The 15,812-nt window shown below is 63.9% G+C and carries 11 protein-coding genes and 1 pseudogene; 4 read left to right on the plus strand and 8 right to left on the minus strand.

Annotation, left to right across the window (positions count from 1 at the left end; translation table 11 throughout):
- Nucleotides 1–11: 11 nt before the first annotated feature.
- Both pfkB and ptsP read right to left on the minus strand, forming a co-directional pair.
- Nucleotides 12–932: a 1-phosphofructokinase gene (gene pfkB, locus PSOLE_RS16805; RefSeq protein WP_074857760.1), complete on the minus strand. Its 921-nt coding sequence runs from the start codon at nt 930–932 to the stop codon at nt 12–14.
- On the minus strand, nt 932–3,793 hold the full coding sequence (ptsP, locus tag PSOLE_RS16810) for a phosphoenolpyruvate--protein phosphotransferase (protein WP_074857839.1): 2,862 nt from the start codon (nt 3,791–3,793) through the stop codon (nt 932–934). Before ptsP ends, pfkB begins: the two co-directional genes overlap by 1 nt.
- A gap of 179 nt (nt 3,794–3,972) precedes the next feature.
- Here ptsP and cra point away from each other — a divergent pair, with 179 nt between their 5' ends.
- Nucleotides 3,973–4,959, plus strand: coding sequence for a catabolite repressor/activator (gene cra / locus PSOLE_RS16815; RefSeq protein ID WP_074857757.1), 987 nt, complete (start codon nt 3,973–3,975; stop codon nt 4,957–4,959).
- Between the two features lie 88 nt (nt 4,960–5,047).
- Nucleotides 5,048–5,827, plus strand: a complete 780-nt coding sequence (locus PSOLE_RS16820) for a TatD family hydrolase (RefSeq protein ID WP_074857753.1) — start codon at nt 5,048–5,050, stop codon at nt 5,825–5,827.
- A 332-nt stretch (nt 5,828–6,159) separates the two neighbouring features.
- Here PSOLE_RS16820 and PSOLE_RS16825 read toward each other — a convergent pair whose 3' ends face one another.
- The 4 genes from PSOLE_RS16825 to PSOLE_RS16840 all read right to left on the minus strand — a co-directional run bounded on the left by PSOLE_RS16825 (nt 6,160) and on the right by PSOLE_RS16840 (nt 12,537).
- Nucleotides 6,160–8,190 (minus strand): methyl-accepting chemotaxis protein, encoded by a 2,031-nt coding sequence (locus PSOLE_RS16825; protein WP_074857750.1) that lies wholly within the window; start codon nt 8,188–8,190, stop codon nt 6,160–6,162.
- A gap of 403 nt (nt 8,191–8,593) precedes the next feature.
- The gene (gene ampE / locus PSOLE_RS16830; protein ID WP_017678838.1) at nt 8,594–9,427 is read right to left on the minus strand and encodes a regulatory signaling modulator protein AmpE; all 834 of its coding nucleotides are present in this window, start codon (nt 9,425–9,427) and stop codon (nt 8,594–8,596) included.
- A 2-nt stretch (nt 9,428–9,429) separates the two neighbouring features.
- On the minus strand, nt 9,430–9,981 hold the full coding sequence (gene ampD, locus PSOLE_RS16835; protein WP_074857747.1) for a 1,6-anhydro-N-acetylmuramyl-L-alanine amidase AmpD: 552 nt from the start codon (nt 9,979–9,981) through the stop codon (nt 9,430–9,432).
- 255 nt (nt 9,982–10,236) lie between these two features.
- Nucleotides 10,237–12,537, minus strand: coding sequence for a DUF1631 domain-containing protein (locus tag PSOLE_RS16840; RefSeq protein ID WP_074857745.1), 2,301 nt, complete (start codon nt 12,535–12,537; stop codon nt 10,237–10,239).
- A 403-nt stretch (nt 12,538–12,940) separates the two neighbouring features.
- Between PSOLE_RS16840 and nadC the strand changes: the two genes are divergently transcribed.
- Nucleotides 12,941–13,789, plus strand: coding sequence for a carboxylating nicotinate-nucleotide diphosphorylase (gene nadC / locus PSOLE_RS16845; protein ID WP_074857742.1), 849 nt, complete (start codon nt 12,941–12,943; stop codon nt 13,787–13,789).
- 577 nt (nt 13,790–14,366) lie between these two features.
- Here the strand turns inward: nadC and PSOLE_RS16850 are convergent.
- Together PSOLE_RS16850 and PSOLE_RS16855 are read right to left on the minus strand one after the other, a co-directional pair.
- The gene (locus PSOLE_RS16850; protein ID WP_074857740.1) at nt 14,367–14,696 is read right to left on the minus strand and encodes a nucleotidyltransferase family protein; all 330 of its coding nucleotides are present in this window, start codon (nt 14,694–14,696) and stop codon (nt 14,367–14,369) included.
- Nucleotides 14,693–15,157, minus strand: a complete 465-nt coding sequence (locus PSOLE_RS16855; protein WP_244597249.1) for a nucleotidyltransferase substrate binding protein — start codon at nt 15,155–15,157, stop codon at nt 14,693–14,695. The genes PSOLE_RS16850 and PSOLE_RS16855 overlap by 4 nt, the downstream gene beginning before the upstream one ends.
- 120 nt (nt 15,158–15,277) lie before the next feature.
- On the opposite strand from PSOLE_RS16855, the pseudogene PSOLE_RS16860 reads away from it, so the two are divergent.
- Nucleotides 15,278–15,631 (plus strand): annotated as a pseudogene (locus PSOLE_RS16860) (nicotinate-nucleotide diphosphorylase); the annotation flags it as partial.
- Nucleotides 15,632–15,812 lie beyond the last annotated feature (181 nt).

Here is a 15,812-nt window from a genome sequence, read left to right on the forward strand (position 1 = left end):
GTGGGTGCCTCTTATTCTTCTATGGAGTGCAAGTGCACGGCCGCTTCAAGACGGGCCAGCTGCTCGCGATCATGGATGCCGAAGCCGATCTGGGTGACCGCCTGCGCCGCCACCGCCGTGGCCAGACGCAAGGTGCGTTCGGCTGGCCAGCCTTCGAGCAGGCCGTGCAGGCTGGCCGCCAGCAGCGAATCACCGGCGCCGACCGTACTGGCGACCTCGACACGCGGCGGTATGGCGCGCAGGGCGATGTCCGGGCCGTGCCAGTCGACGCCAGCAGCGCCGCGCGACAGCAGCACGTGCTCGATACCCTGCGCACGCAGCGTCTGCACGGCGGCAGGCAGATCGCTGCCGCATACCTCAGCCAGTTCTTCTTCATTGGGTTTGATCAGCCAGGGCGCGACGCCCAGGGCCGCCTGCAACGCGGCACCGCTGCTGTCCACCGCCAGCGGCACGCCACTGGCCTTGATCCGCCGCAGCAGGCCGGCGAACCATTGCGGCGTCACCCCACGCGGCAGGCTGCCGGCGACCACCACGGCGTCATGCCCGGCGAGCAGCGGCTCCAGCTCCTCTTCCAGGCGTTGCTGGTGTTCGACCTCGACCTGCGGGCCGGGGCCGTTGAGGTCGGTGATGCAGCCGTCGGCTTCGGCCAGTTTGATATTGCTGCGCGTCTCCCCCGGCACACGGACGAACAGGTCGTGAAAACCGCGCTTGTGCATCAGACTCTCGAACGGTGCGGCATTGGCGCGGCCGAGAAAGCCGCCGACGCTCAGGCTGTGGCCAAGGTCGGCCAGCACCTGGGCGACGTTCAGGCCCTTGCCGGCGGCGTGGCTGCGCAGCTCATGGCAGCGGTTGATCGCGCCGGGCTGCAGGCGGTCGAGACGCAGGGTCAGGTCCAGCGCCGGGTTCAGGGTCAGGGTCAGGATTCGGGCCATCAGTGCATCTCCGCCACCAGCGCGCGCACGGCGCTGGCACTGTCCAGGGTCAGGGCGCGGTCGGCCAGGGTTCGCGCCTGGCGGCTGTCCAGCTCGCGCACGCGCGCCTTGACCAGGGCAATCGAACGCGGCGTCACGCTCAGCTCGTCGACACCCAGGCCGACCAACAGCGGCACGGCCAGACGGTCACTGGCCAGTTCGCCGCAGATGCCGACCCACTTGCCCTGGGCATGGGCAGCGGTCACGGTCATCTCGATCAGGCGCAGCACGGCCGGGTGCAGGCCATCGGCCTTTGCCGACAGCTGCGGATGGCCGCGGTCGATGGCCAGGCAGTACTGGGTCAGGTCATTGGTGCCGATGCTGAAGAAGTCCACCTCGCGCGCCAGCACCGGCGCCAACAACGCTGCCGAGGGCACTTCGATCATGATGCCGATCTGCAGGTCGCGTACTTCGATCTCTTCGCGCAGGCGCTGCACCATGTCACGCGCCGCGCGCCACTCCTCCACCGAACCGACCATGGGGAACATGATCCGCAGCGGCCGGCCATCGGCCGAGGCGAGCAAGGCGCGCAGCTGGGTTTCCAGAATCTCCGGGCGCTGCAGGCTCAGGCGAATGCCACGCACACCAAGGAAGGGGTTTTCCTCGGCCGGCATCGGCCAGTACGGCAGGGGCTTGTCGCCGCCGACATCCAGCGTGCGCACCACCAGCGGGCGCCCGGCCAGCGCATCGAGCACGCGTCGATACTCACGCTCCTGCGCGGCGTGATCCGGCGCCTGGGCATGCTCCATGAACACCAGCTCGGTGCGCAGCAGGCCCACCGCTTCTGCGCCCAGCTCCACGGCGGCGGCGGTTTCACCGCTGGCACCGATATTGGCCGCTACTTCCACACGTACACCATCGCGCGTCTGCGCTTCGCTAAAGCGCTCGGCATGCGCCTGCTCGCGACGCTGCTGCGCCGTCTCACGTTCATGCAGCGCTTGGTCGCGCTCGGCCGCATCCGGGGCGATGCGCAGCAGGCCGCTGTCGCCATCGAGCAGCAGCGGCGTGCCTTGCGCCAGCGCCAGCACACCATCGCCGGCACCGACCACGGCGGGAATCCCCAGGGCGCGAGCGATGATCGCGCTGTGCGCGGTGGCGCCCCCCTGCGCGGTCAGGATGCCGGCCACGCGCTGACGGTCGAGGCCAGCGACGTCCGACGGCACCACTTCAGCCATCACCAGGATGTACGGCTCGTTCGGCTCACTGGGCAGCTCTACGCCACACAGATGCGCCAGCACACGGTTGCCGATATCACGCAGGTCAGCCGCCCGTTCGGCCAGCAGCGGGTCATGCAGCGCCTCCTGACGCTTGGCCGCGGCCTCGACCTCGACCTGCCAGGCCGCTTCGGCGCTCGCGCCCTTGACCAGGCGGGCGTCGACGTCCTCGCGCAACGCCGGGTCAGCGAGCATGGCCAGGTGGGCACTGAAGATTTCCCGAATGCTCGCCACACCGGCACCATCGACCAGACGCTGGATCTGCGCGGCGACAGCCGCCAGGGCTGAACCCAGTCGTGCACGCTCCTGCTCGACACCCAGGCCTTGCTCAGAGAAATGAAACGCCGGCGGCGTGCGCACCAGCGCCGGGCCGATGGCGATGCCAGGTGAGGCACCGACCGCCTGCAGACGGCTACCGGCAACAGGGGCGACCGCTTCGACCGGTTCCAGTTGCGCCGCGACCTCGGGCAGCGCTTCATTCAGCGGCTCGACCGTTTCGCCCAGGCCACTTTCCAGCGCGGCGCGAATGGCCGGCAGCGCGCTGTCGGCAATCGCCGGTTCGGCGCTGAATTCGAGCATCTGACCACGCCGCGCGCCCAGTGCCAGCAGGCGGCTGAGGCTCTTGGCCGAGACCCCGGCGCCCGTATCGCCGAGCAGGCGCACACGGATCTCACCGGCGAAGTCCTGCGCCAGTTCGCTCAGCGCCTTGGCCGGACGTGCGTGCAGACCATGGGCATTGAGCAGCGGCACGCTGAGGCTGGGCCAGTCCGGCGGCACTTCACCGCCCAACGCCTCGATCACCTGGCGGCTGTCGCTGGCTTCACTGAACGCCGCCGCGCGGCCACCGATCAGCACATCGCACAAACGCTCCAGCGCCTGACGGTGCGCCTCGCCCTGGCTGGCCAGGCAGAACAGACCACGCAGCGCTTCACCACGAAAACTCAGCGGCTGCGCCGGGGTGACGAAAGCCAGGCCGGGCCGCTCGACACTGGCCTCGCTGTGCAGCCACCACAGGCCATCGCCCAGCGGCAGCGGCTCGCCACGGGCCAGCCCGAGGGCGAAGCCACTGCGTGCGCAGCCAGCCTGGCGCAACAGGCGCGCGCCCTGCCAGAGCAATTCGTCGAAGTCTTCGGCGGGCTGCGCCAGCGCCACCAGTTGACCGTCCAGTGCCAGCGCCTGCGGTGCGCCCTGCAGCAGTTCGAGTATCTGCGCCGGCTCGCGGGCTTCACGCAGCGCCTGGCTCAGGTCCCCCTCGCCGAGGGCACGGGTCAGCAGTTGCAGCAGGTGCAGGTGCTCGTCGGATTGGGCGGCAATGGCAATGGCCAGGTAGACCTGCTGGCCGTCGCCCCAGTCCACGCCCGCGGGGAACTGGATCAGGCTGACGCCGGTGCGCAGCACCTGATCGCGGGTCTGCGGCGTGCCATGGGGGATGGCGATGCCCTGGCCGAGAAAGGTCGAACCCTGGGCTTCGCGCGCCTGCAGGCCTTCGAGGTAAGCCGCAGTGGCCAGGCCGGCACTGGCCAGCGCATCGCCGAGCATGGCCAGGGCTTCGCCCTTGTTCGCCGCCGCCCGGCCCATCTGGATTTGGCTGGCATCGAGTTCGAGCATGGTGGTCTCCGGCTTGTTGTTTTGGCTAAGACTAGCCGATGAATCCGCCTTGCTGAAACGATTCATCAAGCGCTGGCACCTTATCCGATAATGAGTGATCCTTGAAGCCCGGCCGTCGCCGAGTCGCGTAGACTCGCGGCGCTCGCACGCCCTCTCACTTAGCGATTCAGGATGCGCCCGTGAAACTCAGCGACATCGCCCGCCTGGCACAGGTCTCGGTGACCACCGCCAGCTACGTGATCAACGGCCAGGCCGAACGTCGGCGCATCAGCCCTGCGACCGTGGCCAGGGTCTTGGCCGTGGTCGAGGCGCATGGCTATCGTCCGGATCAGCAGGCCGCCAGCCTGCGCCGCGGGCAGAGCCGCTGCCTGGGTTTCATCCTGCCGGACCTGGAAAACCCCAGTTATGCGCGCCTGGCCAAGCTGCTCGAACAGAAGGCGCGCGCCGCCGGCTATCAGTTGCTGATCGCCAGCTCCGACGATGACCCGAGCAGCGAGCGGCAGTTGCTCGAGCTGTTCCGCTCACGCCGCTGCGAGGCGCTGATCGTCGCCAGCTGCCTGCCTGCGGACGATCCGCTGTATCCGGCCATCGTCGCCGCCGGCCTGCCGGTCGTAGCCGTGGACCGCGCGCTGTCGCCCACTCACATCCGCTCGGTGGTCAGCGATGACGAACAAGCCGGGCGCACCCTGACCGAAAGCCTGCTGACGCCCAAACCCCGGCATATCGCCCTGCTCGGCGCGCGTGCGGAGCTGGTCATCAGCCAGGCGCGCGAACGCGGCTTCCGTTCGGCACTGGAAGGTTTCGACGGGCGCGTCAGCGTCTATCACGGTGAGCTGTTCAGCCGTGCTTGTGGCTACCGACAGATGCAAACACTGCTGGAGGAAGTCGGCTCGCCGGATGCGCTGCTGACCACCGCCTACGTGCTGCTCGAAGGGGTGTTCGATGCGCTACGCGAACAGGGCAGCGAACAATGGCCTTCAGTGCGCCTGGCCACCTTCGGCGATACCCAGTTGCTGGATTTCCTGCCGCTGCGGGTCAATGCCATGAGCCAGCAGCACGAACGCATTGCCGAACGGGTATTGGCCTGGACCTTACAGGCGGTGGAGAACAACGACTATAGCCCCGGCATCGAGGCCATCGAACGCAGTTTCAAGGCGCGCCTGTAGTTTCTGACGCCCGCTGGCGGGCGATCATGACGGGTAGTAGACGTATCCACGCCTGGCATCTGCCTGAAAAATCACCGAAGCTTGGCCCATGCGCCTGATCGACACCCATACGCACCTGGACTTCCCCGACTTCGACGCCGATCGCGACGAAGTACTCGCGCGCAGCCACGCGCTGGGCGTGCAGCGCATGGTCGTGCTGGGCGTCTACCAGGCCAACTGGCAGCGGCTGTGGCAGTTGGTCGAAGAGGATGAAGGCCTGTACGCAGCCTTCGGCCTGCATCCGGTCTACCTGGAAGACCACCACCCGCAGCATCTCCTTGAGCTGCGCGACTGGCTGGGCAAACTGGCCGGGCACCGCAAGCTGTGCGCCGTCGGTGAGTTCGGTCTGGATTATTACCTGGAACACCTGGATCGCCAGCGCCAGCAAGCGCTGTTCGAAGCGCAGCTGCAACTGGCTGCCGAGTTCGAGTTACCGGTGCTGCTGCACGTGCGCCGTGCCCATGCCGCGACCATCGCCACACTCAAGCGTTTTCGCCTGGCACGCGGCGGCATCATCCACGCCTTCGCCGGTAGCTATGAGGAAGCTCGCGAGTACATCAAGCTGGGCTTTCGCCTCGGTCTCGGCGGCGCCGCCACCTGGCCGCAGGCCAATCGCCTGCGCAAGGTGGTGGCGCAGCTGCCGCTGCAGACCATCGTGCTGGAAACCGACGCCCCGGACATGGCCCCAGCCATGTACCCCAACCAGCGCAACAGCCCGGAGTACCTGGCTGACATCTGTGCCGAGCTGGCAGCGTTGCGTGGCGTTACAGCCGAAGAGCTGGCTACGGCCAGCAGCCGTAATGCGGATGAGTTGTTCGGCTGGGCATAGACCTCAGGCAAATCATCCTACATGACCATCTGTAGGAGCCCCGCCCCGGGGCGAATGTTTCCAGACCGTGTCGCCCATATTCGCGGCGGGGCGCCGCTCCTACACGTGCCATCTGTGCTTCCGGTTGTTATGGAACAACCTTCACCGTCACTCCCGCGAAGGCGGGAGCCCAGGAGCTACAGAGACTCTGGATTCCCGTCCTCCGACCAGGAACGCTTCGAGGACAGGCTCTGCGCAGGAAAGGCGACTGGAGAGAGTCGCCCAAGCTCGCGGCGGGGCGCCGCTCCTACAGGGTCAGAGCAATGGCCAAGGGAAGCCTGTGGGAGGAGCGATCAGACGCGAAACGCGCCGATCAACTGCTTGAGACGCGTAACCAGCTCGCTCAGCTCGCGGCTGGCCTGCTCGGTCTGGCTGGCACCGGCAGCGGTGCGCTCACCCGCATGGTTGATCTCGACGATGTTCTGGTCGATATCGTGCGCCACCGCCGTCTGCTGCTCGGCCGCCGCGGCGATCTGCTGGTTCTGATCGACGATCATGCCCACTGCGCCGAGGATGTTCTCCAGGGCCTGCTGCACCTTGGCCGACTGGCTGACCGTGCCATCCGCCATCTGGTGACTGGCGTTCATCGCCTTCACCGCCGCCCCCACACCGCCCTGCAGCTTGGCGATCATCGCTTCGATCTCTTCGGTGGACTGCTGCGTGCGCTTGGCCAGGTTGCGCACCTCGTCAGCCACCACGGCGAAACCGCGACCCTGTTCACCAGCCCGCGCCGCCTCGATGGCAGCATTGAGCGCCAGCAGGTTGGTCTGCTCGGCGATACCCTTGATCACATCGAGCACCTGGCTGATCGCCGCACTGTCGCTGGCCAGTTGGTTGATCACCGCCACTGACTGGTCGATTTCACCGGCAAGACGCTGGATCGCACCGACCTGCTGCTCGACCAATGCGCGGCCACTGACCGTTTCCTGATTCACGCTCTGCGCACTACCCACCGCAGCGGCGGCGCTGCGCGCCACCTCCTGGGCAGTGGCGGACATCTGGTTCATCGCCGTGGCCACCTGCTCGATCTGTGCACGCTGACCAGCCACCGCCTGGTTGCTCTCGCCTGAAACCAGCTCGACGCGATCCGCCTGGCCGCCGACCTCGCCCACCGTATGTCCGACGCGCTCGATCAGATCATGAATGCGCAACACAGTCTGGTTGAATACCTGCCCCAGCTCGCCCAGCTCGTCTCGGCTCTGCGCCTGGAAGTTGGCCGTCATATCGCCTGCGGCAACCCTGTCCATCACCTTGCCGAGGTTTTTCAGGGTCGAACGGGTGGACACGTAGAAGCCGCTGTAGAGGTAGACGATCAACAGGAACACCACCACCAGCGCCACCACCAGCAACACCATCTGCGCACGGTTCTCGGCCAGCCGCTCACTCAACTGGCTGTCGAGGAACGCCAGCAGGCCGTCGTTGAAGGCGTAGGTCTTGGCCATTTCCTGGCTGACCTGATCGTAGAACTGAGCCCAAGGCGTATCCAGGCTGTCGGCGATGATCACCTGATCCTCGAACAGCACGCCGCTGTCCTTCAGACTCTGGCGACTGGCTTCGGCCAGACTGCCCAGCCCGTTCTGCGCAGCGACGTTACCGGCCAGTGCCTCCTGCAGATTCAGGCCGTACTCGGCGTGCAGCTTCTCCAGCTGCAGCAGCAGGTCATCGAACTGGGTGCTGGCTGCGGAATTGAGAAAACCCTGCCCCAGGGAATAGGCGCCGATAGCACGGCCTTGGCTGAGCACATCGGTGATCTGCGGGGTGACGTTGGTGATCAGCTCGGTGATCTGCCGCACCTGGCGTTGCGGGTCCTGGCTCAACCCCGCCTGACTGGCCACCAGTTTGATGAAGACCTGGGAAGACCCCAGCAGCTTCTCGACGATGACGGTCTTGCTCTGCAAGGAGGTCTCGGCCTCTGCGCCTTTCAGCTCGGCCAGCAATTCGTCGCGCTTGGCGACGAACTCCGCTGCCTGCTCGGTATCGCTGGTCACCGGCTGCAGCCCTTGCAGGCCGGCATTGAGCGACTGCTGCAGTTGATCTATACGCCCCTCCAGATCCCCCGCCTGACCGGACTGACCGATCATCGAGTTGATCTGCACCAGATCGTTGAGGCTTTCAAGATCACGGCGCAGTTGCAGGCTGCTGCCGAGTAGCTCGAGGCTTTGCAGGGCAGTCTGGGTGCCGACGAACTGACGATAGGAGTCGCGCACCAGATAGAAGTTGGTGACGAGCATGGGCAGGAAGAATAAAACGCTGATCAGGCTGAACTTCATGCCGAAGCTGAGGCGATTCATCAGCGCGATGGCCGGATACAACACGGTCTTCACTAGACGTCTCCAGTTGCCATTATTGTTATAGGTATCGCTTGGATCGCCGACGAGCCTCTCACGGGCTGATCACGGCGTCCTCTGTCGACCGACCTGCGGCGCGCCGATCCATACGGCGAATACAGGCAGATAAATGTGACGAAAATCACCAAACAGGGTCGACTACGGCCTCCTTATACCCCTTATCGACACGCGCCTTTGTAACTTAAGGTTAAACGCGCGCTGAGCGCATCCAGCCAAGGCCGTGCAGGAGCCCCGACTCGGGGCGAATGCTGTTTTGCTCTTGCTCGACATTCGCCGCAGGGCGCGGCTTCCACAAAGCCGGCATGTAGGGCGGGTGCAACCCGCCACTGTGCGTGACAGCAGGCTGCCCCCCGCCCTGCATAGCGCTTGGGCAGGATCTCTAGATGAACAGCACCCAGACCGCGTACCCGGCGTACCAGACCACCGCAGCACGGATCAGCAGTTGCCACAGCTGATCCAGGGTCTCGACGCCTTCCTCGCCCATGACCGGCGGCGGCATCTCACCGGCCGCACGCCCGGCCTTGATCACCAGCTGCGCAGCAGAAATGTCCCAGCTCAGCAGCTCATGCAGCAAGGCACGGCTGACGGCGACGAAGTTGCCGACCAGCGCGAAACTGGAAGCCAGTACCCGCGCCGGCAGCCAGTCGAAGGCGTGGCGCAGTTGCACGGCGCGCTCACGCAGGGCGGCTTGCTGCGCATGCTCGGCGCTCAAGGCCAGCAGGCGATAAGCCAGCGCCGCCATGGGGCCGAGCAGCAGATACCAGAAGATAACGGCGAAGAAGCTCTGATAGGCCTGCCACAGCAGATGCCCCTGAACCTGCTGCAGCAGTTCGGTGCCCTCCTCCGGCTGCAACGAAAGATCACGTTCAGCCACGTGGTAAGCCGCCTGACCGTCACCGCGCCGCCAGGCGTCGCGAAACGGCCCTAGCGCCGCAAGCAGATCACCACGCCCCAGGCTGTAGATCAGCACCAGCAAATGCACGGGCAAGACCAGCCAGCCGTAAGCCAGCGGCTTGAGGATCAGCAGCACCAGCCCCAGCGCCAACACCGGCAACAGCACCAGAATGGCCAGGCACAGCCACGGAGCCTGCTGCAGACCGCCTTGTTGCAGGCGCTGCAGTTGCGCCAACCAGGGGCCGTCCTGCTGGATGCGCAGACGCCAGGCGGAAAATTTCTCGACCCACAGCACCAGCAGAATCACCAGAAAACTCATTGCTACCTCTCCTTCAATTCGGCGTGCAGACGCGACCAGTCGAACGCTGCCCCCGGGTCGGTCTTGCGCCCAGGGGCGATATCGCTGTGGCCACGGATACGCTGCGTCGACAGCGCCGGGTAAGCGTCCAGCAACTGTCGCGTCAGCTCGGCCAACCTGGCGTACTGGGCGTCGCTGTAGGGCAGATCATCCGTCCCTTCCAGCTCCACGCCCAGGGAAAAATCATTGCAGTTGTCGCGCCCCTCGAACCAGGAAATCCCGGCGTGCCAGGCACGATCCAGACAGGAGACGAATTGCGTCAGGCCGCCATCACGCTCGATGAAGAAATGCGCGGAAACCTGCAGGGACGCGATCTCGGCGAAGAAAGGATGCTCATGCACGGCCAAGCGGTTCTGAAAGAACGCCTGCACCTTGCCGGTGCCGAACTGCCCAGGCGGCAAGCTGATGTTGTGCACCACCAGCAGAGAGATCTCGCCACCGGGGCGAGCGTTGAAATTCGGCGATGGGCAGTGAGGGATGCCCTGAAACCAGCCAGTGGAAGGGTCGAGCTGCATGTGGCACTCCTGAACGTATCACCACTCTAGAGCAGGTGGCTACGGCGGCCAAGCGCGAGGCCGCAACAGGATGTGCAAAGGCGGGAAAATCTCACGCTAAAACGAAGAGTGGCAAACGTTAGCGGGTGGGCGATACCAATCAACCAAACGCAGGCGGGAGTTTGTAGGAGCCAGCTTGCTGGCGATCAAATGCTCGCCTGACAAGGACCATCGCCAGCAAGCCGGCTCCTACAGATATCAGCAGCGGAGTTGCTCTCAGGCGTTCTTCAACTTACGCAGATTGCCAATGACCGACTCCAGGGCGCGGTCGAACAGCAGCGCATCGTCAAGCAGGCGCACAGCGTTGCGGCGGAACTCCACCGCCAGCGCGTTGCGCGTCTTCTCCAGCACCTTCATGCCGGTGCGATTGACGAACACGTACTTGCCAGTGGGTTTGATGATGGCCGCCAGCTTGCAACGCAGCTTGTGCTCTTCATCTTCCTGGATTTCCACCCAGCTACCCACACGCAGGCTGTCTACCTGCAGCAGCGCCTCGTCGTCGTCCGGGAGCACCACGTCCGGCTCCTGCGGACGGGTCTGGCCCGGCGCGAGCAGAATGATCTCTTCGACCACCTCGACCATCGCCGGAGCGTCCTCGACCTCTTCAGCCGCCGGCAGTTCCAGCAGTGGCAACTCGATGCCGGCTTCGCTCGGATCGGTGTGCGCAGCATCCTCGGCAACGGCCGTCTCAGCTTCCGGGGCCGCGCGCTTGAAGCGTTGGAAGGCCTGCACATGCAGCCCCTCCAGCTGGCTGAAAAACTCGCTGGTGGAGAACGGATCGAAGGCCGCGCTGGCCATGCCCTCGCGCAATGCCTTGAGCAGCCCCGGCACCAGCTCCAGCAAACGCAGACGCGCCTCTGGATCCTCGTGCGGGGCGACACTCCAGACCAGGTCGTCCATGGTCTGCAGCGCAGCCTGCCATTCGTCCGAGTCCAGACCGTGCTTGAGGCAGGTCAGCATCAGCACCTTGCTCCAGGCTTCCTGCAGCAGCCGCACCACCACTTCCGGCAGGGTCTTGCCGAGCAAACGCTCATTCAGTGCCTGCTCGACCTGACGACGGGCCAGCTCGGCCTTGGCGCTGCCTTCCTCGGCATCGCGGGTACGCTGTTCGAGCAACTCACTACGACGACGCTCATCGCCCGTGAACGCCATGAATTCGGCCAGCAGTTCGGAGAAGATCGCCGGATCATCGACGAAATCGTTCAGCAGACGCTGCACCACCTGCTCGATCTTCTGATAAAGGCTGTCACGCTGTGCATCGTCCTGATCGACCCAACCCAGCGCGGCAGAGGCGATCTCGTTGAGCAAGCGGCGAGCAGGATGGCTGCCACGGCTGAAGAAGGTCTTGTCCAGCACCGCCACCTTGAGCATCGGAATCTGCAGACGGCCAATCAGTGCCTTGAGTGAATCCGGCAGGGTGCGATCGTCGAGAATGAACTCAAACAGCATCGACACCAGATTGATCACGTCCTCGTCGACTTCACCGACCACCCGCGCCTTGCCGCTTTTGGCACTGGCACGTTCGAGCAACCGCTCGAGTTGCTCACGCAGATCGAAATCCTCGACGCTGACCTGTGCCGGAGCCCGCTGCTGCATATGCGAGAGCAGGCGCATCAGGTCACTGCTGGTGATCGGCATTGCATCGGCTGTCTGAGCCCGGCGTGGCATCGCCGTGCCGCGCACTTGCGAGAGTAGATCCTGCAACGCACCGAACACTTCCTGCACGCCCTGATCGGCGCCTTCGAGCAAGGGCATGCCTTCCTCGCCGGACGACTGGACATAAGCGGAAGCTGCCGGGCGCTGCTGACGGCGCGGCGGTGCGGACTTCAGCTCAGGCAACACGCCCGCACTGACCAGCGCCTGATTGGCCTCGGCGTAAAGCATGTCGCAGCTGCCGAGCACGTACTTTTCGAACAGCTTGAGGATGATCAGCTTGACCTTGATCTCCACACCCAGGCTACTGCAGGCGTCGAGGAAGTATTCGCTGAGCAGGGTGGGGCCGAGCGGGTTGCTCTTGTCGTCCAGCTTCTTGCTGATCACCGCATTGAGGCGCGTGGTGAGATGGCCCAACGCAACAGCGTCTCGGCTCATCACCTTGGCGACCATGGCGTCCAGTGCCACGGTTTCTTCCAGCTCGTCGTTTTGCACCAGGCTCAGGCTGTCGAACGACACCGCATCCAGAGCAGGCTGCGGCTTGCCGATTTCGTACTGATTGAGATTGGCGAAGCACTCGAACACCTTCTGCAGAAAACCACGCTCGATGTTCTTGCGCTTCAGACGCAGGTCACGCATGGCCTCGAAGAAGGCATTCTGCTCGGCATTACTGGTCGCCCGATCCGCCATCTCGAAGAGGGTATCGTCGGCATTGTCGAACAGGCTCTGCAGACTCTGCTTGAGCTGTTGCGCCGCTTTGTCACGCACCTGAATCAGCGCCACGGGCAGTCTTCCTACCGGCGAAGTTGGCGATTGCTCTGCGATGACCTTGGCCAGGTGCACCACATTCGCGTCGGTCTTCATTCTAGTCTCCCGCAGACTGCCCGAACCCGGGCTTCCTGGTCTGCACAGCGTCAACCGAGCGTCGTCCGTAACGTCAAAGGCCTGGCGTCAATAATGAAAAAAGTAAAGCCATTATAGGGAGGCTGCGCGTCATACCAAGCCAATTTTTCCCACAGACATGACCCAGATCACAGATAGCCTCACGCCACCTCCAGACGGTAGCCAACACACGACAGCCGTATCTCTGCAGCCTAACGCTGACAGCCCTGTGACGCTGCCCCGCTGGTCGGGCCGCACATGCCTTTTCTGATGCCGCACGCCGCAGCGAAATCCTTTGCCCTTCGATGGCTGCGAGCACACTTCAGCCCATTGCCCTGCCCCTGCCTGGCTCTATAATCGCCGCTCGTCTACACCGGAGCCGATCATGCCCAACCTGACCCTCGCCGACCTCAGCAGCGAAATCGAAGCCAACGTCCGCCGCGCCCTGGCCGAAGACATTGGCAGCGGCGACATCACCGCCCAGCTGATACCGGCCGAGCGCCTGGCCAGCGCCCGCGTGATCACACGGGAAGAAGCAGTAATTTGCGGCACCGCCTGGGTCGATGCGGTATTTCGCCAGCTCGACCCGCGCGTCGCAGTGCACTGGCAGGTGCAGGATGGCGACAAGGTCAGCGCCGACCAGACTCTGTTCCGCCTAGAAGGCCCGGCCCGCGCCCTGCTCAGCGGCGAGCGCAGCGCCCTGAACTTCCTGCAGACCCTGTCTGCAGTCGCCACCCGCTGCCGCCACTATGCCGACCTGGTTGAAGGCACCCAGGTAAAACTGCTGGACACCCGCAAGACCCTACCGGGCCTGCGCCTGGCCCAGAAGTACGCCGTAACCTGCGGTGGCTGCCACAACCACCGCATCGGTTTGTACGATGCCTTCCTTATAAAGGAAAACCACATCGCTGCCTGCGGCGGCATCGCCCAGGCCATCAGCGCCGCCCACAAGATCGCCCCGGGCAAGCCGGTGGAAGTGGAAGTGGAAAGCCTGGAAGAACTGCGCGAAGCGCTGGAAGCGGGCGCCGATATCGTCATGCTCGACGAACTGTCACTGGAGGATATGCGCGAAGCCGTAAGACTCACCGCCGGCCGCGCCAAGCTCGAAGCCTCGGGCGGCATCAATGACAGCACCTTGCGCGTGATCGCAGAGACGGGGGTGGATTACATCTCGCTAGGGACGCTGACCAAGGATGTGAAGGCGGTGGACTTGTCGATGCGCTTGGCGCTGTAAGCCACCGACTCACTGCAGGAGCCGCGCCTCGCGGCGAATCGCAGCCTCAGCGAAATCGCACTGAGCTACAAAAAGCTCGCCCCGGGGCGTAATGCTGTTCACTTAGGGTTGCACGCGATTGACTCCCCTCTCCCATTTATGGGAGAGGGGCTGGGGGAGAGGGCTGAAAACGCCGCAAAACTGCCAGTTTTCCCCTCTCCCTAACCCTCTCCCCGAAGGGGCGAGGGGACTGATCGCGTCCGACCATTTCTTAAATGAACAGCATTACGCCCCGGGGCGGGGCTCCTACAATTTCAGGGCCATTGAAGGCATCGCGCGGGATGAATTAGCGGAAGCGTAATCCGTCGTTACGCAGCCCACACCTGACACCAGAGTAAACCACCGACCCACTGTAGGAGCCGCGCCCCGCGGCGAATCGCGGCCTCAGCGAAATCGCACTGGATTACAAAAATTCGCCCCGGGGCGGGGCTCCTACCATTTCAGGGCTGCTGATGGCATCGCGCTGAGTGCAGCTATCTGCATCACCAGCAGCCTGATGACAAACGATGATGATGGAGGCAACTACGACGACTCCACCCTACACATCCGCCCTGCCGCGCTCATAAAAGGTCAACCCGACGCGAGCGATATGATCGAGCAGCGCCGGGTTATCGATACGATCCTTGAGAGAAAGATCGACCATCCAGGGCAGCAACAACTCGTCGATCTGGCTCTCCATGGCCAATAACTGCGCCAGTGAGAGCCCTTCCCCCTCAACCGTCAGATCGATATCCGACCCAACTCGATAATTACCTTTGGCACGTGAGCCATACAGAATGACTCGCTCGACCTGCGGACACGCGCGAAAAACAGCGCATAACTTCTCGACCGCATGCAGCGGCAACCCGAACCGACTCTCACCCGTCATAGTTCGCTGGCCAGCCCTTGCATCCGTTGCTGAAATTGCACGAAGAGATCCTGATAACGCGCCAGAATGCGCTCGGCGATCTCAATAGCGATGGATTCATTGTAGGTATGGGCCGTCTGATTACGGCTCTTGATCATCTCCATCCAACCTTCGCCATCGACGACCAGCCCCTGCTTGAACGCCGTGCGAATCGCATCGCGAGACCCCGTAATAGTCGGATTGCCCTGATAAACAAAATAATCTTTCATCAGATTCCAGGCCAACTCGAAAACAAACTCGAATGCCTGGATCAGCCCCTGTCGCTCCAACTCGCTGAGCGGACGACTCTGCGCCAGCTCAACCGCTCGGGTCAGTTGCCCAAGGGCACGCTGATAGTTGCTCAGTCGCTGTAGCCAGCGGATATCTTGATCAGTCATAGCAAACCCTTGCTCTATGCCAGGAGTTGAACGCTGCACCATCATACCGGGCACCATTCGCAGCTGCGCCCTTTTTGATAGTTGTCACAGCGCTAAATGACGTATTCGCCTACGGCGATTTCATTTCACGAATCCGCCACACCGCGATCCCCCCACACAGAGACATTCGACACCTTCCAGATCACGGAAAACCACATCGCCCAGGCCATCAGCGCCGCCCAGCAGATCGCCCCCGGCAAGCCGGTGGAAGTGGAAAGCCTGGAAGAGCTGCGCGAAGCCCTGGAGGCGGGCGCCGATATCGTCATGCTCGACGAACTGTCGCTGGACGACATGCGCGAAGCCGTGAGACTCACCGCCGGCCGCGCCAAACTCGAAGCCTCGGGCGGCATCAATGACAGCACCTTGCGCGTGATCGCCGAGACGGGCGTGGACTACATCTCGCTAGGGACGCTGACCAAGGATGTGAAGGCGGTGGATTTGTCGATGCACTTGGCCTCGCAAGCCACCGACCCACTGTAGGAGCCGCGCCCCGCGGCGAATCGCGGCCTCAGCGAAATCGCACCGGATTACAAAAATTCGCCCCGGGGCGGGGCTCCTACAATTTCAGGGCTGCTGATGGCATCGCGCGGGATGGATCAGCGAGCGTAATCCGCTGGACGCAGCCCACACCTGACACCAGAGTAAGCCACCGACCCACTGT

The organism is Pseudomonas oleovorans subsp. oleovorans, assembly GCF_002197815.1.
GTDB lineage: Bacteria > Pseudomonadota > Gammaproteobacteria > Pseudomonadales > Pseudomonadaceae > Aquipseudomonas > Aquipseudomonas oleovorans.